Source organism: Achromobacter sp. 10T422 (assembly GCF_056394065.1).
The window spans coordinates 384677-403195 of record NZ_JBFTHD010000001.1 but is presented as its reverse complement, the minus strand read 5'-3'; the positions used below and the strand labels follow the sequence as shown (position 1 = coordinate 403195).

Sequence of the window (18519 nt, the reverse complement as noted above, 5' to 3'; positions counted from 1 at the left end):
GGCGGGGGTGGAAGCCTAGGCTGACGTGACAGCCGAAGCCGGAGCCGGAGCCGACGCTGAAGCCGAAGCCGAAGCCGAAGCTGACGCCGACGCCGCCGCCGCCGACGCCGCCGCCGAAGCCGGATTTTGTGCCGACCCCGACCCCGACCCCGACGCCGGCTGCCGTGAGCGGTTCAGTAGCACGAACCCCGCGGTGGCCAGCAGCATTACCGTCGCCGTGGCGATGACGGCGGCGTAGCCGGTGTCGAATGCCGTCTTGGCCACGTGCGTCAGCGCGGCGGCCAGATCGGCTGGCAGGCTTTCCGCCACGATTAGCGCGTCGTCCAGGCTGTCGCGCACGATGCCGTCCACGCCTTCTGGCGCGGCAAGCGTTTGCGCGTACACGCCGGTCAGGATCGAGCCCATCAGCGTGACGCCCAACGCGCCGCCCAGCTCGTAAGACACCTCTTCAATTGACGCCGCCATGCCCGCGCGTTCCGGCGTGGCGCTTTGCATGATGGAGCTGGAGGCCGCCGTCATGGTGGCGCCAATGCCCACGCCCAGCACGCTCAGGCTGATCATCTGCGGCATGACGTTGCCGTCATAGCTCAGCAGATAGCCGCCCATGCCGGCGCCCGCCACGGCCAGCGCCACGAACATCAGGCGCGGGCCACGTATGTATCCCAGCAGCCAGCCCGCCAGCGGACCCGCCACGAAGGCGGCCAGCGGCAAGGGCAGGATGAACAGCGCGGCTTCAATCGGCGACATGCCCATCACCAGCTGCAGGCGCTGGCTGAATACGAGCTCCATGCCAAATAATGCGGCGCCCGCAAACAGCGCGGCGGCCACGCCCGAACTGAAGGTGGCGTTGCGGAAGATGGAAAAGTCGATCAGCGGATACGGGCGGCTGCGCTGGCGGCGCACGAACCAGGTCAGCATCGCCACGCCCGCCACGCAGCCCACACCGGCATGCAGCCAAGAGGTTGTCGCTTTGCCCAGCTCTTTCAGCGCGTAGGCGCACAAGATCAGGCCCACCATGACTTGCAGCGAACCCACCAAGTCCCAAGGGCGTTCGGCGTTCGGACGGCTGGCGGGAATGAAGCGCCAGGCCAGCGGCAGCGCCAGCAGCACGATGGGCACGTTGATGAGGAAGACCGAGCCCCACCAGAAATGCTCCAGCAGCACGCCGCCAATGACGGGGCCCAGCGCCGCGCCGCCCGAGGCGACCGAGGCCCAGATGCCGATGGCCACCGAGCGTTCGCGCTCGTTGGCGAAGGTAAGGCGGATGATGGACAGCGTGGCCGGCATCATCATGGCCGCGCCCAACGCCAGCAGCACGCGCGCGGCGATCAAGGCGGCGGCGCCGGGTGAATAGGCGGCAGCCAGCGAGGCCACGCCGAACACGGCCAGCCCCATCATGAACAGGCGCTTGTGGCCCAGGCGGTCGCCCAGGGTGCCCATGCCCAGCAACAGGCCGGACACCACTAAGGCGTACACGTTCACGATCCACAGCTTGGCCGACGCCGAGACCCCCAAATCATGCGTGAGACGGGGCAGGGCGGTGTACAGCACCGTCATGTCCACCACGATCAACAACAAGGCGATGGACACAATGCCCAGCACCAGCCAACGGCGCGGATCGGCCGTGGCGACAGCGTTCGAATGAGTCCGCTGCATAGTTCTACTCCTTGAATTCCACAACCGGCGGGCGCTGGAAGATGTGCTCTCCAGCAGGCCCACCGGTTGCAAGGCCGCATTATCTATCTGGTTTGTTGCCGTAAAAAGTTTGATTCCATCTATAAAATAGATGGATAAAAGGAGGCTTTATGCAATGGACCCTGGATCAAATCCGGCATTTCGTCGCGGCGGCGGACGCCGGTTCGTTCTCGGCGGCTGCCCGCAGCCTGGGCCGCGCGCAGTCGGCCGTCAGCACCTCGGTGGGCTTGCTGGAAGCGGATTTGGGCGTGGAATTGTTCGACCGCTCGCGCCGAAACGCCACGCTGACCCCCGCGGGCGAAGTGCTGCTGCAAGAGGCGCGCGAGCTGCTGCGCCAGGCAGGCGGGCTGGACCAGCGGGCGTTGTCGTTTGCGGCGGGGCAAGATGCGCGGCTGTCGATTGCGCTGGATGAAGCCTTGCCGTATCAGGTGCTGGGCGCGTTGGTGCTGGAGCTGGCCGAGCGCTTTCCCGCCCTGGAATTGACGCAGCTGAACGGCACCGCGACGGAAGTGGCCGACTACGTGCAGCAAGGCCGCGCCAGCATCGCTTTTCATTTTGACCGGGGCGACCCGGGCAGCGCGTTCGCGCACCGGTACTTGGGCAATGTGGCGCAAGCGGTGTTCGTGGCGGCGCGGCACCCGTTGGCGGCGCTGGCCGAGGTCACGCGTACCGACCTTGCGCACTACCGGCAACTGGTGATGCAGATGGATGGGGTGGACGACGTGGTGCTCAGCCCCACGGTATGGCGCACCGACAGCTTCTACAGCATCGCCGGCATGGTGGCCGACGGTCTGGGCTGGGCGATTCTGCCGTTGAACATTGCCGAGTACGAGAGCTTTCGCACGACGCTTGCGCGGGTGCCGTGCGCGGGCCTGGCGCTGCCGATGCTGTCTGTGAGAACGCTATGGCTGCAAGGCGCAACGCCCAGCGCAACGGAGCTTTGGTTGCAGCAGCGCATGGGGCAGTTGCTGCGGGCGTGAGGGATCAGGAAGACTAAAACGGAAAAACGAAAGCGGGCGATCAGCTCAGCAACGCGGTGACCAGATCGCCGCCCGCCTGGCTGTCGTCGGTGAAGTTCAGCGCCGTCTGCACGTGTTCCAGGTGTTCGTCCATCAACGCGCAGGCGCGTTCCGTGTCGCCCGCGCGGGCGGCTTCGATGAAGGCGTGGTGCTCTTGCGACGAGCAACTGGCGTCGTGCGAGCTTTGGTACAGCACGGTGATGACGGCGCTGCGCGCGGACAGCTCGCGCAGCATGCCCGTCAGCACGGAATTGCCCACGGCTTCCGCCAGCAGAATATGGAAATGGCCCAGCAGGTGATTGCGTTTCTGGACGTCGCCGCTTTCCAGCGCCGCGCGTTCTTCGGCCAGATGGGCGTCAATGCGGCGGTAGTCTGCGGCAGTGGCGCGGGCCACGAATTCCTTGGCCAACGCCGCTTCCAGAATGCGGCGCACGGCGTAGACCTCGCGTGCTTCGTTCGCGTCCGGCTTGCTGACGAAGGCGCCCTTGTCGGGCACGATGTTGATCAGCTTGTCTTTGGACAGCATCAGCAACGCCGCGCGGATCTTCGTGCGGCTGACCTTATAGACGCGCGCCAGCGCTTCTTCGCGCAGCCGGGTGCCGGGGGGCAGCTTGTGGGCCACGATGGCGGCGGCCACTTCGCGGGCGATATCGTCGGCGCTGGGGTCTGGCTGAACTTCCTGGGTCATGGGGCGCGGCAGCGGCTGCCGGGAGGGAAAAACCAATCGGGCAGCCAGTCTATCAAAAAGCCGAACAGGAAAGACAAACATTTTTTGAATACAAATCTTGGATTCAAGCCGGCCTGCCTGCCCCGCGCCCTAGCTGCGGTGAAACGCCGCCGGCTCAAAACGCCCCAGCGCATCCAGCAACTTTGTCCACGCCTGCACCCCATCCCGGATGGACGACAGCCGGAAGAACTCGTTGGGCGCATGCACGTCTTCGTCGGGAAGATTGAAGCCAAACATCAGGGTGTCGATGCCCAGCATCTCTTTGAACACAGACGTGATGGGCACGCTGGCGCCTAGCCGCACATGAATCGGCTTGGGGCCGCCGGGCGATTGCAGCACGGCTTCGGCGGCCGTCACCAAGGGGTGGCAGGCGGCAAGCGTGGCGGCAGGCGAGCCGGCATTCATCGCCACCACGTCCAGGCCGACGCCGGCCGGGCAATGGCGTTGCAGATGCGTCAGCACCGACTGAATCACATGCGCCGGGTCCTGGCCTTCGACGATCCGCACGGTCAGTTTGGCCTGGGCTTCACACGGGATGATGGTCTTGGTGCCTGCGCCGGTGTAGCCGCCCCACATGCCGTTCACGTCCAGCGCAGGGCGCAAGGTGATGCGTTCGCGCGGGCGGTAGCCGGGCTCGCCATGGGACGCGCCGCCCACATCGGTAAAGAAGGCGGATTCGTCGTATGGAAAGGCGGCGGTGTCCCGGCGCTGGCGGGGCGTGGGCGGTTCGGCGCCGTCGTGAAAACCCGCCACGGCGACGCTGCCGTCGTCTGCGTGCAGCGAGGCCAGCAGGGTCGCCATCTCATGCAGTGCGTTCCGGACGCCGCCGCCATAACGGCCGGAATGCAGGTCTTTGGCGGCGGTGCGCAGCTTGATTTCCAGCGCCGCATGTCCGCGCGCGCCAGTGTTGATGGTGGGCGTCTGGGCGCTGGCGCGGCCGCCGTCGGCGGACAGCACGGCGTCTGCCGTCAGCAGGCTGCGGTAGCGGTCAATCAACGGGCGCAGGGTGGGGCTGCCTGTTTCCTCTTCGCCTTCGATGAAGACTTTGATGTTGACCGGGCAGGCGCGCAGCGTCGCCAGGTAGGCGAACACCACTTCCAGCGCCACCGTGGTGGACCCTTTGACATCAGACGTGCCGCGCCCGTAGAGGCGGTCGCCGTCTTGCGTGGGTTCGAAGGGTGGCGTGCGCCAGAGTTCGACGGGGTCGGCGGGCTGGACGTCGTAGTGGCCATAGATCAGCAACGTGGGCCGGCCGGGCGCGCCCATCCATTCGCCATACACCGCGGCTTCGCCGCCGCCATCCAGCAACTGCACCTGTTGCAGGCCTTCCGCGCGCAGCCTCTCGCACAGAAAGCGGCGGGCGTCTTCCATGGAGCCGGCGTAGGCCGGGTCGGCGCTGACGCTGGGAATGCGCAGAAAGGTTTTCAGCCACGCTTCGATCTGCGGCTGGCGGGCGGCCAGGTGGGTCAACACCGGGTCAAAGGGATCGGACATGGAAGTTTCCTGTGGGGGAAAAGGGCGGGGAGGGGCGCGAGGAGAAGCGCGAGGAGAAGCGCGAGGAGATGCACGCGGAGAAGCGCGTGGCGCAGCGCGGGGAGGACGTTTGGGAACTCACTCGCCGCGAAAGCCGCTGCGCTGCACCAGCTCGGCCAGCTCAGCGGTCTGCTGGGCGTAGAACGCCTGGCCTTCGGCCAGCGTCTGGGGCGGGAACAGAATCTTGCCCTGCGCTTCCAGTGTTTTGCGCGCGGCGGGGTCGCGCAGCGAGGCCTGCACGGCGGCATGCAGTTTCTGCACCACGTCGGCGGGCGTGCCTTGCTTGACCAGATACGCCGTCCAGATGGTGTAGTTGAAGTGTTTGAGCGTCGTGCTTTCCTGCACGCTGGGCACATCGGGCAACGCCGCCAGCCGTTCGCGGTTCAGCGTGCCGATGATCTTCAGCCGGCCTTCCCGGCGCAGGTCTTCGTAGTTGGCTTGGTACGGCATGATGGCGAAGTCGATCTGGCCGCCGGCCATGTCCGTGATCAGCGGCGCGCCGCCGCGATACGGGATGTGCGTCAGCGTGATGCCGGTGCGAGCAGCCAGCGCCGCCGTGATCAGGTGAATCATCGAGCCCGCGCCGCCCGAGCCATAGGTCAGCGGCACGTGGCGCTGGCGGGCCATGGCGATCAGCTCGTCGACATTGGCCGCGCCCAGATCGGCGCGCGTCACCACCACGTAGGGCGAGGTGGCCACGGGCGCCACAAACTGAAAGTCTTCGGGCTTGTACGTTACGGCCTTGTTCGTCAGCCCCGCCAGAATCAACTCGTTGGGTGAACCCTGAAAGAGCAGATAGCCGTCGGGCTTGGCGTTCAACACGCGGTTGGCGCCCAGCGCGCCATTGGCGCCGCCCAGGTTTTCAACCACCACCTGCGCGCCCAACGCCTGTGAAATCGGCCCTTGCACGGCGCGCGCCGTGATGTCGCTGGCCGCGCCCGCCGGGTAAGGCACCAGCAGCGAGACGGGGCGGGCGGGATACGCCTGCGCGTAGGTGGGGGCGGGCAGGCTCAAGGCCGTCAACAACGCCACGGCGGCGGTCATCAGATTCTTTTTCATGGCATTCCCCTTTGATAGATCCGAGTGCTGGAAGGGATGCTAGAAGCCGCCGTTTCATCTGTCCAATCGATTGATTGGCTGATTACAATGCGTTTTTTGCATGATTGGGTTATTCAAGCGGTCTTCGCAAGCGCGTTTTGCACGCGATTTGCAGACGCGTTTTGACTACAAGGACGCCAAGCACCATGAACTTGTCGCAACTTGCGCACCTGGTGGCGCTGCTGGAAACCGGGTCGTTCACCCGGGCCGCCGAATCGCTGCACTTGTCGCAACCGGCGTTCAGCCGCAGCATCCAGTTGCTGGAAGGCGAGCTGGGCGCGTCGCTGGTGGACCGCATCGGCAAGCGCAATGAGCCCACGCCGCTGGGCCGTTTGGTGGGGCAGCGGGCGCGTCGCGTGCTGGCGGAAGTGGAAGAAATTCGCCGCGAAGCCGAGATGCTGGCCCAAGGCGAAACAGGCGCGATCCGCCTGGGGCTGGGGGCCGCGCCCAGCGCGTTGCTCAGCGTGCCTGTGATGCAGCATCTGCTGGATCAGTATCCGAAGCTGCGTGTGAAGCTGTCGCGCGGGCCAACGGAATCGTTGTTGGTGAGCCTGCGTGAGCGCGTGCTGGACGCCTTGATCGTGCACATCCGCACGTTGGACAACGAAGAAGACCTGGAGGTGGCCCCGATGCCCGCGCTGGCCTCGGGCTTTGTGTGCCGGCCGGGCCATCCCTTGCTGGCGTCACGCCAGGCTGCGCTGACCGACGTCTTGCGTTACCCCGTCGTGTCCACCGGCCTCAGCCCCGAAATCCGCCGCCGGCTGGCCGCCGCCGCCGCACCCGCTGGCTTTGAATTGCACATGGAGTGCGAAGACATTTCCTACCTGTTCGATATCGTCGAACGCTCGGACGCCGTCTTTCTGGGCGTGCTGGCCTCGGCGCGTACGCTGGCTGATGCCGGCAGGCTGGTGCGCCTGCCGCCACCACCTGGCTTCGATATCCAGGCGCACTTTGCTTTCGTGACCTTGCGTGGCCGCAGCATCAGCCCGGCCACGCGCATCACGCGGGAAGTCTGCTTCCAGACCATTCAGCAAGCGGCGGGCGAGTCCACGCTTTAGCTTCCGCCTTAGCCTCTGCTTTAGCCTCCGCTTTAGCTTCCGCCTTAGCCTCTGCTTTAGCCTCCGCTTTAGCTTCCGCCTCAGCCTCCGCTTTAGCCTCCGCCTCAGCCCCGCCTCAGCCCCGCCTTAGTCCTTCGCCATCAGCCCCAGATACTCAATCAGCCCCTTTTCCTTCACGTACGTCGCCTGCGCCCATTCTTTGTAGTCCTGGCTGTTGCGGTACGCGGGCTGCTGGTTCAGCTGGTTCATGACCTCGATGCTGGCCGGGTCGAACAGCGCTTTCTTGAACGCATCGTGCAGCGTCTTCACGACGGCCGGGTCCATGCCCTTGGGGCCGGCCAAGCCATAAGGCGACGTGGACACAACCTTGTAGCCAAGCTCTTGCGCGGTGGGCACATCGGGCCAGCGCGTGGTGCGCTTGTCGCCGAAGGTGACCAGCAGGCGCATCTTGCCGGAGTCTACAAACTGATCCCAACCCGTTGCGTCGCTTTGCGCCATGACGTGGCCGCCCAGCAGCGCTTGCTGCATGTCGGCGTTGCCCTTGAACGGCACGTGGTTCAGCTTGACCTTGGCGTTGATGGCGATTTCTTCGATCAGCAAATGCGGCGATGAGCCGATGCCGGTAGAGCCGTAATCGATCGTGCCGGGCGCCTTGCGTGCCGCTTCGATGTATTCGTTGAACGTCTTGTACGGCGAGTCCGAGCGTACGGTGAAGCCGAAGGTGTAGCCGGACAATCCGATGATGAAGCTGAAATCGTTGATCGGGTCCCAGCTGCTTTTCTGCATGTAGGGCATGCGCAGCATGGCCAGCGTGTAGAGCGCGATGGTGTAGCCGTCGGGCTTGGCGGTGCGCGCCATGGTGGCCGTGCCTAGCGTGCCGCCCGCACCCGGACGGTTTTCCACGATGACCGGCTGGCCCAGGTATTTGGACGCGTCCTGCGCCACGATGCGCAGGTGGCGGTCGGTGGAACCGCCTGCGGGGAAGGGCACGATCAGCGTGATGGGCTTGGTGGGAAACGCGGCTTGCGCGCTGGCGGACAGCGGTAGGGCGGCGCCTGCGGCGGCCAGCAGCAGGGCGCCCAGGCAGGCGCGGCGCATAGGCATCTTGGGCATGAGGGTTGTCTCCAGGGTGTTGTTATGGTTGGTGTTGAAACGTCATCCGGCTGCCGGCGCGTCGCGTAACGCGACCTTCACCGGCAAGCGCGACAAAGCCTCGCGCAGCTGCTCCTTCAGCGGCGCGGATGCACCCGGCGCCGCTTCGACGGMGACATCCGGTTGCGCATCGGCCAGCACTMGGAAGACATCGCTGTCTTCGAGAAGCCCGGCCGCGTGCAGGGTGCGCGCCACCACGGCTTGCACCGATACGGCAGTGGCCAGGCGGCGCAAATCAGGTTTGTAGATCTTGCCCACGTTGGTCATGGGCATCGCGTCCAGCACGATGACGCGCTTGGGCCGCGCCGGCCCTTCGTCCACGTGCGCGGCGGCATAGGCGACGAGTTCGGCTTCGGTTGCCTGCGCGCCTTCGGCCAGCGTCACGAACGCCACGGGCAGCTCGCCCGCATACGCGTCCGGCGCGCCGACGGCGGCGCACAGTTGCACGGCGGGGTGCGACGCCAACGCGTCTTCGATGGTCTTGGGATCGATGTTGTGGCCGCCGCGAATGATCAGGTCCTTGGCGCGGCCCTGCAAATGCAGCCGGCCTTCGGCGTCCAGGAAACCGACGTCGCCGCTGATCAGCCAGCCGTCTTCGGTGAAGGCGCGCGCGGTGTCGTCGGGGTCGAGAAAGCCCGGGATCACGTTCGGCGCCTTGAACAGCACCATGCCCGCCGTGCCAGCGGGCAAGTCACGCGCGGCTTCGCCCGCCGGGATGTCCAGGCCGACGATGCGCACCTGCACATAGGGCAAGGGGTAGCCCACGCAGTTCACGGGGAATTCCGAGCCGGGCGGGGTGATCGACGAAATGCCCGCCATTTCGGTCATGCCCAGGCTTTCGTTCACATGCAGCCCGAACAGGCGCTTGAAGCGCGCGGCCAATTCGGCGGGCAAGGGCGCGGCGCCCGTGCGGCAGTAGCGCAGCGTCGAGATATCGGCGCCCGCCAGCGGGATGTCGGCCAGCGCCGCCAGAATGGTCGGCACGCCTTGCAAGGACGTCGCGCGGTGCTTCTCAACCAGCCGCCAGTAGTTGCGCAGCACGTCGCGGTTGCGCAGCAGCAAGGTGGTGGGGATGACGGTTTCCACGCCCGCTGACAACGCGGCTAGCGAGGCGGGCAGCACGCCCGCCACATGGAACAAGGGGTAGCCGTTGATGACCACGTCGTCAGGCCCGGCGTTTTGCAATTGCACGGCGGCCCAGGCCGTGAACACCTGGTTGGCGTGGGTGTGTATGGCAAGCTTGGGGGCGCCCGTCGTGCCGCCCGTGTGAAAGTACGCGGCGACGTCGTTTGCGCGGATCACGCGTTCGCTGACCAGGCGGTCGGCCGGTTGCGCCGAACGGTTGGCGTTGAAGTCCAGCGCGTAGTCGGGCAGCGCAGGGCGTTCCGACAGCGGTTCGTCCAGCGGGGCCACGCGCAGCAAGGTCTGCAAGGTGGGCACGCGCTCGCGCAGCCGCAAGGCTTTGGACCATGTGCCGCATTCGGCGTCCGAGCCATAGGCAATCAGCACCTTGGCGCGCGCGGTCGTCATCAGCGACGCGAGCTTGTCTTCCGACAGCAGCGGGTTCAGCGGCTGGACGATGCCAGCGGCTTCACCGCCCCACAACGCCAGGTGATATTCCAGACAGCCGGGCAGCATCACGCCGATGGCGTCGCCCGCGCGCACGCCCAGGTCGTGCAACAGATTGGCGGTCTGGTGGATGCCCGCCAGCAGTTCGCGATAGCTCCAGTGCAGCGCGTCGTCAGCGGGGTCGGCTGTGCGCAGAAAGGTCAGCGCGGTCTTGTCGCCAAAGGCGGCGGCGGAATTGCGGAAGATCTCGTAAGTGCTTTGCACCGTCAGCGTTTCCGCCAAGGGGCGCGCAGCCAGCCGCTGCACGTCGGCGGCGCTGCGCACCGGGAACGGCGCCGAGAACGGGCGCGACAAGGGCGGGGCGGCGTAGACCAGCGTCATGTCCGTAGCCCTCCGCTTACGCCTGCCCCAGCGCGATGTAGCGGCGCAGGTGGTGGTCTTCGTCGCCCAGTTGGTGGTCGATCATCACAAGGCGCTTGGCGTAATGCGCCAGCGGCAGCTCCCACGTCATGCCGATGCCGCCGTGCAGCTGGATGCTTTCTTCGGCCACCAGCGTGCCGATGCGGCCGATGGTGGTCTTGGCGGCAGACAGCGCGCGTTCGCGGGTGGCGCGGTCAGGGTGGTCAAGGGCGGCGGCGGCGTTGATGACGGCGGATCGGGCTTGTTCGATTTCCAGCAGCACGTCCGCCATGCGGTGTTGCAAGGCCTGGAAGCTGCCGATGGGCGTGCCGAACTGGCGGCGCGTGCGCAGGTATTCCAGCGTGGCGTCGCGCGCGCAATCCATTGCGCCCACGGCTTCCGAGCACAGCGCCAGGATGCCCCGGCCCACGGCGCGTTCCAGCACGGAGTAGCCCGCGCCGGCCTCGCCCAAGAGCGCGTCAGGGCCGAGCTTGACGTTATCGAACGTGAGTTCAGCGGCGCGTCCGCCGTCGATCAGGCCGTAGCCGCGCACCGACAGGCCCGGCGTGCCGGCGCTGACCAGGAACAGACTGACGCCGGCTTCGTCGTCTTCCGCGCCAGCGCTGCGGGCAGACACCAGGAACAAGTCGGCATGTTCGCCCGCCGTGACGACGGCCTTGGCGCCGTTGATCACCCAACCGTCGCCTGCGCGTTCGGCGCGCGTGCGCACCTGGTTCAGGTCGTAGCCGGAATCGGGTTCGCCCTGCGCCAGCGCGGCGGTAATGCCGCCTGCGATCAAGCCGTCCAGCGCTTCGCATTGCGCGGGCGTGCCGGCGGCGGCAATGGCGCTGCCGACCATCAACGCGTCCAGGAAGGGTTCGACCACCAGCCCCCGGCCCAGCGCCTCAAAGACGACCGAGATATCAAAGCCCGCGCCGCCCAGCCCGCCATCGGCCTCGGTAAACAAGGCGCCGATGGCGCCGAGTTCGGCATAGCGGCGCCAGAATTCCACGCTGTAGCCTTGCGGCGATTGCGCGTGGCGTTCGCGGGTGGCGAAGTCGTATTGCTCGCTGACAAAGCGGCGCAGCATGTCTGACAGCATGCGCCGGTCTTCGGTGTGTTCAAAGTTCATGGCCGGCCCTTACAGTCCCAGGATCATCTTCGAGATGATGTTCTTCTGGATTTCATTGGAGCCGCCGAAGATCGACAGCTTGCGGTTGTTGAAGTACTGCGCGGCGGCGCTCTCGGCGCCTTCCGGCCCGATGGGCGGGGCGTCGTAGCCATCGTGCAGCGCTTCCGGCACGAAGGGGCGCGCGTACGGCCCCATGGCGCGGCGTTGCAGCGCCGTGATTTCCTGGCGGATCTGCGTGCCGCGTATCTTCAGCATCGAGCTTTCCGCGCCGGGCGCGCCACCGCCCGCCACGGCCGCCACCACGCGCAGATTGGTGGTGCGCATGTTGGCCAGTTCGATTTCGACGCGCGCCATGCGGGCCGCAAAATCCGGATCTTCGGCCAGCGGGCGGCCATGCTTTTTCTGCTTGGCGGCCACGGCCTTCAGGCGTTCCAAGGCGGCGGTGGACTGGCCCACGCCCGCGATGTTGGTGCGTTCATAGGTCAGCAGGTACTTGGCGCAAGTCCAGCCGCGGTTCTCTTCGCCCACCAGGTTTTCAACCGGTACGCGCACGTCCGAGAAGAACACTTCGTTGACTTCGTGTTCGCCGTCCAGCGTGATGATCGGGCGCACTTCCACGCCCGGGCTGTTCATGTCGACCAGCAGAAAGCTGATGCCTTCCTGGCGCCGGCCTTCTTGCGAGGTCCGCACCAGGCAGAAAATCATGTTGGCGTACTGGCCCAGTGTGGTCCAGGTTTTCTGGCCGTTGACGATGTAGCTGTCGCCATCGCGCACGGCGGTGGTCTTGACGGAGGCCAGGTCGGAACCCGCGCCGGGTTCGGAATAGCCCTGGCACCACCAGTCGCTGCCGTCCAGAATGCGCGGCAGCCAGTGGCGGCGCTGCGCTTCGTTGCCGTACTTGATCAGCACCGGGCCCAGCATGCTCAGCCCGAAGGGCACGATGCGGGGCGCGGCGGCCAGCGCGCATTCGTTGTCGAAGATGTATTTCTGCGTGGTGGTCCAGCCGGTGCCGCCGTATTCCACGGGCCAGTGGCTGGCCAGCCAGCCGTGCTGGTTCAGGATGGCGTGCCATTCGACCATGTCGTCACGCGTCAGCAGCTTGCCTTGCGCGACCTTGTCAGACAGGCGCGACGGCAGCTTGGCCGCCAGGAAGGCGCGCACTTCGTCGCGGAAGGCGTTTTCTTCAGGGGTGAATTCCAAGTCCATGTCGGTCCTTAGTAGATTTCAAACAGGCCGGCCGCGCCCATGCCGCCGCCAATGCACATCGTGACGACGGCATAGCGGGCGCCACGGCGCCGGCCTTCGATCAGCACATGGCCTGCCAGGCGCGCGCCGGTCACGCCAAACGGATGGCCCAGCGCAATGGAGCCGCCGTCCACGTTCAGGCGGTCCATGGGGATGCCCAGCTTTTCCTGGCAATAGAGGGCTTGCGACGCAAACGCTTCGTTCAATTCCCAGAGGTCGATGTCTTCGACCTTCAAGCCGTGGCGCGCCAGCAGCTTGGGCACGGCGTAGACGGGGCCGATGCCCATTTCGTCGGGTTCGCATCCGGCGATGGCCAGGCCACGGAACGCGCCCAGCGGGCGGATGCCGGCGCGTTGGGCTTCGGCGGCTTCCATCAGCACGCAGGCCGCCGCGCCGTCTGACAGCTGCGAGGCATTGCCCGCCGTGACGAACTGGCCCTCGCCGCGCACCGGGGCAAGGCCCGCCAGGGCCTCGTAGGTGGTGCCGGGGCGGTTGCAGGTGTCTTTGTCGACCGTGACTTCGCGTTCGCTGACGGTGCCGGTGGCGCGGTCAGTGACGGACATGGTGGTGGTGACGGCGATGATCTCTTCGCGGTAGCGGCCGGCGGCTTGGGCGGCTTCGGTGCGGGCCTGGCTAAGCGCTGCGAAGCGGTCTTGCGCTTCGCGGCTGATGCCGTAGCGGGCGGCCACGATGTCCGCCGTTTCGATCATCGGCAGATAGAGCTCGGGCTTGTTGGCGAGTATCCACGGGTCCATGCCGCTGACGCCATCGTCGCGGGTGCGGATTTGCGAGACCAGCTCAACGCCGCCCGCGATGACGGCGGGCGCGCCGTCCATCACGATGCGGCTGGCGGCGGACGCAATGGCTTGCAGGCCCGACGCGCAATAGCGGTTGATGGTGGCGCCGCCGACGCTCACCGGCAGGCCGGCGCGGATCACGGCCTGGCGGCCGATGTTGCGGCCCGTGGCGCCTTCGGGGTAGCCGCAGCCGATGAAGGCGTCTTCGATCAGGGCGGGGTCTATGCCGGCGCGGTCAACGGCGGCGCGCACGGCGTGGCCGGCCAGCGTGGGGCCGGCGATCAGGTTGAATTCGCCGCGCCCCGCCTTGGTGATGGGGGTGCGGGCGGTAGAGACGATAACGGCTTCGCGCATGAGGATGTCCGGTAATGAAAAGGTGGGATCAGGCAGCCTGGTTCAAGCTGGCGAAGTTGCAGCCTGATTCAGGCTGGCGAAGTTGCGGCCGGATTCGGCCAGCTGCACGAGCAGTGGCGACGGTTTCCAGAACGCCGGGTCTTCCTTCGCGTAGCTGCGGATGTCGGCCAGCACGCGGTCCAGGCCCACGCTGTCGGCGTAGTGCATGGGGCCGCCGCGATAGCGCGGAAAGCCGTAGCCGGACAGAAACACCACGTCCACGTCCGACGGGCGCAGCGCAATGCCCTGGTGCAGCACGTTGGCGGCTTCGTTGATCATGGCGGCCAGATAGCGGCGCTGGATGTCTTCCTGCGTGAACGGGCGCGGCGTGACGCCCGCGCGGCGGCGTTCTTCGTCGATGATGGCCAGCACTTCCGGGTCGGGCGTGCCAACGCGTGCGCCATCGGCATACAGATAAAAGCCCCGGCCGGTCTTTTGGCCGAACCAGCCGCGTTCGCACAGGCGGTCGGGAATTTGCACGTAGCGCAGGGCCGGGTCGCGCGTGGCGGCGCGGCGCTTGCGCGTGGCCCAGCCGATGTCGCCGCCCGCCAGGTCCGCCATTTGATACGGGCCCATCGGGTAGCCGAATTCGCGCACCGCCGCGTCGATGTCATAAGGCGATGCGCCGTCTTCCATCATCATGTCTGCCGCCTGGCGATGCACGGCAAGGATGCGGTTGCCGATAAAGCCGTCGCATACGCCCGCCCGCACGGGCGTCTTGCGCAGCTTACGCGCCAGCTCGAAACCGGTGGCCACCGTTTCGGGCGACGTGTGTTCGCCCACCACGATCTCCAGCAACTTCATGATGTTGGCGGGCGAGAAGAAGTGCAGGCCCAGCACATCGGCCGGCCCGCGCGTGGCCGAGGCGATGCGGTTCACGTCCAGGTAAGACGTGTTGGTGGCGAGCACCGCGCCGGGCTTGGCCACCCGGTCCAGCTGCGCGAAGACGGCCAGCTTCACGTCCATGTCTTCGAACACGGCTTCGATGATCAGGTCGGCGTTGTCCAGGGCGTCGTAGGTCGTGGCGCCCGTCAGCCGCGACAGCCGGGCGTCGCGCTCTTCCTGCGTGATGCGGCCTTTCTTGACGAGCAGGTCGTACACCTGAGCCACGCGCCCGCGGCCACGTTCCAACGCCGCGTCGTCCTGTTCAACCATCACCACCGGCAGCCCCGCGTCCAGCACCGACACGGCGATGCCCGCGCCCATCGTGCCGCCGCCCACCACGCCGATCGTGTCCAGCCGGCGCGGCCGCGCTGCTTTCAGTTCGGGGATCTTGGTGGTTTCGCGTTCCGCAAAAAAGGCATGCACGAGGCCTGCGCGTTGCGGGCTGTCCAGGCATTGCAGGAACAGCGCGCGTTCGGTGCGCAAGCCTTCGTCAAACGGTTGTTCGATGGCGGCGCGCACGGCTTCGACGATCTTCGCGGGCGAATACAGGCCGCGCAGCGTTTTGGCGACGTGTTCGCCGGCCGCCGCGGCTTGCGCCAGCGCAGTGGCCTTGTCGGCCAACGCGGCCGTGGCGTCGCGGCTGCGGCGCGGGCCCGCGCCTTGCGCGAGCAACTGCCGGGTGTAGGCCAGGCCAGCGGCCAGTGCGCTGTCGCCATCACCTTCGCCATCGGCCAGCGTGTCGACCAAGCCGGCCTTCACTGCCGCGTTGGCCGACAGGTGCTTGCCCGACAGCATCAGGTCCAGCGCGGCGGCAGCGCCAATCAGCCGGGGCGTGCGCTGCGTGCCGCCCGCGCCGGGCAGCAAGCCCAGGTTCACTTCAGGCAAGCCCAGCTTGGCGCTGGGCAAGGCCACGCGGTAGTGCGCGGCCAGCGCCACTTCCAGCCCGCCGCCCAGCGCCGCGCCGTGCAGCACGGCCACGACGGGCTTGGCGCTGGCTTCGATCTGATTGCACACGTCGGGCAGGGCGGGGGGCTTGGGCGGTTTGCCGAATTCGCGGATGTCGGCGCCTGCGATGAAGTTCTTGCCTGCGCCGACGAGCAGAATGGCGCGCACTTGCGGGTCGGATTGCGCGGCGTCGATGGCGTGGGCCAGATCGCGGCGCACATCGGCGCTGAGCGCATTGACGGGAGGGTGGTCCAGGGTAATGACCAGGATGTCGTCTTCACGGCGCGCGTGTGCGGCGCCGGCAGTGCTGCTGTCGGTCATGAATGCGTGTCTCCTGTTGGGCAGCCGCCGTCGCGGCGCCTGGCGAGCCGGGAACGGCTCATCTCTTATTTCTTCCAGCTTTTTCTTCCAGCTCTTATTTCTTTATTCTTTCCCAGTAAAGAACTCTTGACAATGACATCAAGAATTGACACGGCGGATAAGAAAATTTGACAATCACGCCCAAGGAGACGCCCATGGACACCAAATCCCTGACTTTGCTGGTGGAAATTCTGGATGCCGGCAATTTGAGCGAGGCCGCGCGCCGGCTGAAAATGACGCGCGCCAATGTCAGCTATCACCTGAATCAGCTGGAGCGATCGGTGGGGATGCAGTTGGTGCGGCGCACGACGCGCCACATCGAAGCCACCGAAATCGGCCTGAAGCTGTATCAGCATGGCCGCAGCATTCAAGACGAACTGGTTGCCGCCCGCGAGTCCGTGGAAACCCTGGGCAAGACGCCGCAAGGCCGGGTGCGCTTAAGCGTGCCCAGCGGCTATGGGCAATTCGTGATGACGCCGTGGCTGCTGGAGTTCAAGCAGGCGTATCCCGACATCGTGCTGGACGTACTGTTTGAGAACAGCGTGGACGACCTGCTGCGCGATGAAGTCGATATTGCCGTGCGCATCATGTCCGAGCCGCCACAGAATCTGGTGGCGCGCGAGCTGGGGCAGGTGCGCTATGTGGCTTGCGCGTCCCCGGCGTATGCCGATGCGCACGGGCTGGCGCAACGGCCCGAAGATCTGGCGCAAACCCGGATCATCAGCGCCGCCGTCATTGGCCGGCCCTTGCGGCTGTCGGCCTACTACGGCGGCCAGCCCCGGCAGCATGTGGTGCTGGAACCCACGGTCATTTCGCGCAACTACGCGTTCCTGCGGGATGCGATCCGGGCCGGGCTGGGCGTGGGCGTGGTGCCTGACTACGTGGTGCACGATGACATTGCGCGCGGCGAACTGCTGCCGATGCTGTCGGAATGGCGTTTAAGCATCTTCGGGCGCGGCATGTACATGCTGTACATGCCGAACCGCCATCATCCGCGCGCCATTTCGATGATGATCGAGTTCATTCTGGAACGCGCCCAGCGCGGGCATGAAGGCCAGGCGGGGCTGCTGGCCGTGGCGGGCTGACGGGGGCGGCGAATAGCGGGCGGCTGGCCGACCCGGGAACGATACTTGCTGGGCGCATTGAACAATTCAATGCGAGGGCAGGATGGAAAGCATGACGCCGGCGGTCTTGACGCCACACGGGGAGGACGCCGGCAGCCGTGCGTCCGCGCGCAAGGAACAGGCCGCGAAGGACCAGGCGGCCAACGCCGTGGTGCACGAAGACGCGTCCAACGACGAGGCGGGCAAGGACGCGTCCAACGACGAGGCGGGCAAGGAAGACAAAGTCACCGCGCAAGACGTCGGCTTGATCCCCGATATTGCGCCCAACGTCACGCACGTGTGGGCGCGCGGCGCCTGCCTGACCACGCTGACGGTGCTGGCCGTGCTGTTTTCGTTGAAGCTCGCGCAGGAATTCATCGTGCCGGTGGTGATGGCGATTGTCGTGGCCTATGCGCTGGACCCCGCCGTCACGCTGATGGAGCGCGCCCGCTTGCCGCGTGCCGTGGGCATTCTGGTGTTGATGGGGGTGATGGCTATTGGCCTGACCGGGCTGGTCTACGCCACGCAAAGCCAGGTGGGCTCCATCGTGCAGGCGCTGCCTGAAATCTCTGCGAAGTTGTCTCGCACGCTTAGCGGCTTTACCAGCGGGGATGGCTCGATCATGGAACGCGTCAAAGGCGCGGCCAGCGTGCTGCAAGACACTGGCGGCATTGCGCCGGGCCGGCAAGTGGTCGTGGCCAAGTCCGATTCGGGTCTTAGCGACATCCTGCTGTGGGGCTCCAAGGGCCTGGCCGCCTTTCTGGGCCAGGCGACCATGGGCGTGTTCCTGGTGTTTTTCCTGCTGTTGTCCGGCAACGCGTTCAAGCGCAAGTTCGTGAAAGTGGCGGGCAAGACCTTGTCGCAGAAAAAAATCAGCGTGCACATGCTGGACCAGATCAACAGCGCCATTCACCGCTACATGGCGATGATGCTGGTGACTAACCTGGTGCTGGGCCTGTTGTCCTGGGGGGTGTTTCGGCTGTTGGGCCTGGAAAACGCCGCCACCTGGGCCGTGGTGGCTGGCGCGCTGCACATCATTCCGTACTTCGGCCCGCTGCTGACGGCGGTGGCCACTGGCATTGCCGCGCTGGTGCAGTTCGGCGAGCTCGGGCCGGCGCTGGCGGTGGCGGGTAGTTCGGTCGCCATTGCGCTCTTGATCGGCGTGGTGGTCACGACCTGGATGTCTGGCCGCATCGCCCGCATGAACGCGGTGGCCGTGTTCATGATGCTGTTGCTGTTCACCTGGCTGTGGGGCATCTGGGGCACGCTGCTGTCGGTGCCCATTGCGTTCATCGCGAAGGTGGTGGCGGACCACATCGAAGGGCTGGAGGCGGTGTCGGAGTTTCTGGGCGAGTAGCGCGTGATGTCCGGGCGTGATGTCCGGGCGCGAAGTCAGGCCATAACACCGG

At 66.3% G+C, this 18519-nt stretch carries 14 protein-coding genes; 4 read left to right on the top strand and 10 right to left on the bottom strand.

Annotated elements, in window-relative coordinates:
- Window positions 1-15: 15 nt before the first annotated feature.
- On the bottom strand, window positions 16-1656 hold the full coding sequence (locus tag AC1DB0_RS01780) for an MFS transporter (RefSeq protein WP_476756733.1): 1641 nt from the start codon (window positions 1654-1656) through the stop codon (window positions 16-18).
- Between the two features lie 149 nt (window positions 1657-1805).
- On the opposite strand from AC1DB0_RS01780, the gene AC1DB0_RS01775 reads away from it, so the two are divergent.
- Entirely contained in the window at window positions 1806-2675 is an 870-nt protein-coding gene (locus AC1DB0_RS01775) for a LysR family transcriptional regulator (protein WP_054421453.1), read from the top strand.
- 40 nt (window positions 2676-2715) lie between these two features.
- Here the strand turns inward: AC1DB0_RS01775 and AC1DB0_RS01770 are convergent, their stop codons facing one another.
- The 3 genes from AC1DB0_RS01770 to AC1DB0_RS01760 all read right to left on the bottom strand — a co-directional run bounded on the left by AC1DB0_RS01770 (window position 2716) and on the right by AC1DB0_RS01760 (window position 6033).
- Window positions 2716-3402, bottom strand: coding sequence for a GntR family transcriptional regulator (locus AC1DB0_RS01770; RefSeq protein ID WP_054421454.1), 687 nt, complete (start codon window positions 3400-3402; stop codon window positions 2716-2718).
- Window positions 3403-3531: 129 nt separating this feature from the next.
- Window positions 3532-4935, bottom strand: coding sequence for a dipeptidase (locus AC1DB0_RS01765; RefSeq protein WP_476756734.1), 1404 nt, complete (start codon window positions 4933-4935; stop codon window positions 3532-3534).
- Between the two features lie 117 nt (window positions 4936-5052).
- The gene (locus AC1DB0_RS01760; protein WP_476756735.1) at window positions 5053-6033 is read right to left on the bottom strand and encodes a Bug family tripartite tricarboxylate transporter substrate binding protein; all 981 of its coding nucleotides are present in this window, start codon (window positions 6031-6033) and stop codon (window positions 5053-5055) included.
- 185 nt (window positions 6034-6218) lie between these two features.
- Here AC1DB0_RS01760 and AC1DB0_RS01755 point away from each other — a divergent pair, with 185 nt between their 5' ends.
- Complete coding sequence (locus AC1DB0_RS01755) at window positions 6219-7130, top strand: LysR family transcriptional regulator (RefSeq protein ID WP_454669107.1); 912 nt, start codon at window positions 6219-6221, stop codon at window positions 7128-7130.
- A gap of 126 nt (window positions 7131-7256) precedes the next feature.
- Here AC1DB0_RS01755 and AC1DB0_RS01750 read toward each other — a convergent pair whose 3' ends face one another.
- From AC1DB0_RS01750 to AC1DB0_RS01725, 6 genes are read right to left on the bottom strand one after another with little or no spacing between them, the layout of a single operon-like run.
- Window positions 7257-8243: a tripartite tricarboxylate transporter substrate binding protein gene (locus AC1DB0_RS01750; protein WP_447981902.1), complete on the bottom strand. Its 987-nt coding sequence runs from the start codon at window positions 8241-8243 to the stop codon at window positions 7257-7259.
- A gap of 42 nt (window positions 8244-8285) precedes the next feature.
- Window positions 8286-10232, bottom strand: coding sequence for an acyl-CoA synthetase (locus AC1DB0_RS01745; protein ID WP_476758580.1), 1947 nt, complete (start codon window positions 10230-10232; stop codon window positions 8286-8288).
- Between the two features lie 16 nt (window positions 10233-10248).
- Window positions 10249-11382 carry an acyl-CoA dehydrogenase family protein gene (locus AC1DB0_RS01740; protein WP_476756737.1) on the bottom strand — a complete coding sequence of 378 codons (1134 nt, stop codon included), beginning with the start codon at window positions 11380-11382 and terminating at the stop codon, window positions 10249-10251.
- A 9-nt stretch (window positions 11383-11391) separates the two neighbouring features.
- The gene (locus AC1DB0_RS01735) at window positions 11392-12588 is read right to left on the bottom strand and encodes an acyl-CoA dehydrogenase family protein (protein ID WP_427945323.1); all 1197 of its coding nucleotides are present in this window, start codon (window positions 12586-12588) and stop codon (window positions 11392-11394) included.
- 8 nt (window positions 12589-12596) lie between these two features.
- Window positions 12597-13778, bottom strand: coding sequence for an acetyl-CoA C-acyltransferase (locus AC1DB0_RS01730; protein WP_476756738.1), 1182 nt, complete (start codon window positions 13776-13778; stop codon window positions 12597-12599).
- Window positions 13779-13820: 42 nt separating this feature from the next.
- The gene (locus AC1DB0_RS01725; RefSeq protein ID WP_441370933.1) at window positions 13821-15968 is read right to left on the bottom strand and encodes a 3-hydroxyacyl-CoA dehydrogenase NAD-binding domain-containing protein; all 2148 of its coding nucleotides are present in this window, start codon (window positions 15966-15968) and stop codon (window positions 13821-13823) included.
- A 194-nt stretch (window positions 15969-16162) separates the two neighbouring features.
- Here AC1DB0_RS01725 and AC1DB0_RS01720 point away from each other — a divergent pair, with 194 nt between their 5' ends.
- Window positions 16163-17092, top strand: coding sequence for a LysR family transcriptional regulator (locus tag AC1DB0_RS01720; RefSeq protein WP_175169130.1), 930 nt, complete (start codon window positions 16163-16165; stop codon window positions 17090-17092).
- A gap of 91 nt (window positions 17093-17183) precedes the next feature.
- Window positions 17184-18467: an AI-2E family transporter gene (locus tag AC1DB0_RS01715; protein WP_175169129.1), complete on the top strand. Its 1284-nt coding sequence runs from the start codon at window positions 17184-17186 to the stop codon at window positions 18465-18467.
- Window positions 18468-18519: the final 52 nt, after the last annotated feature.

Excerpts from the sequence above, each read along its gene's own strand:
- AC1DB0_RS01780 (WP_476756733.1), bottom strand. The coding sequence starts at position 1,656 with ATGCAGCGGACTCATTCGAACGCTGTCGCCACGGCCGATCCGCGCCGT.
- AC1DB0_RS01775 (WP_054421453.1), top strand. The coding sequence starts at position 1,806 with ATGCAATGGACCCTGGATCAAATCCGGCATTTCGTCGCGGCGGCGGAC.
- AC1DB0_RS01770 (WP_054421454.1), bottom strand. The coding sequence starts at position 3,402 with ATGACCCAGGAAGTTCAGCCAGACCCCAGCGCCGACGATATCGCCCGC.
- AC1DB0_RS01765 (WP_476756734.1), bottom strand. The coding sequence starts at position 4,935 with ATGTCCGATCCCTTTGACCCGGTGTTGACCCACCTGGCCGCCCGCCAG.
- AC1DB0_RS01760 (WP_476756735.1), bottom strand. The coding sequence starts at position 6,033 with ATGAAAAAGAATCTGATGACCGCCGCCGTGGCGTTGTTGACGGCCTTG.
- AC1DB0_RS01755 (WP_454669107.1), top strand. The coding sequence starts at position 6,219 with ATGAACTTGTCGCAACTTGCGCACCTGGTGGCGCTGCTGGAAACCGGG.
- AC1DB0_RS01750 (WP_447981902.1), bottom strand. The coding sequence starts at position 8,243 with ATGCCCAAGATGCCTATGCGCCGCGCCTGCCTGGGCGCCCTGCTGCTG.
- AC1DB0_RS01740 (WP_476756737.1), bottom strand. The coding sequence starts at position 11,382 with ATGAACTTTGAACACACCGAAGACCGGCGCATGCTGTCAGACATGCTG.
- AC1DB0_RS01735 (WP_427945323.1), bottom strand. The coding sequence starts at position 12,588 with ATGGACTTGGAATTCACCCCTGAAGAAAACGCCTTCCGCGACGAAGTG.
- AC1DB0_RS01730 (WP_476756738.1), bottom strand. The coding sequence starts at position 13,778 with ATGCGCGAAGCCGTTATCGTCTCTACCGCCCGCACCCCCATCACCAAG.
- AC1DB0_RS01725 (WP_441370933.1), bottom strand. The coding sequence starts at position 15,968 with ATGACCGACAGCAGCACTGCCGGCGCCGCACACGCGCGCCGTGAAGAC.
- AC1DB0_RS01720 (WP_175169130.1), top strand. The coding sequence starts at position 16,163 with ATGGACACCAAATCCCTGACTTTGCTGGTGGAAATTCTGGATGCCGGC.
- AC1DB0_RS01715 (WP_175169129.1), top strand. The coding sequence starts at position 17,184 with ATGACGCCGGCGGTCTTGACGCCACACGGGGAGGACGCCGGCAGCCGT.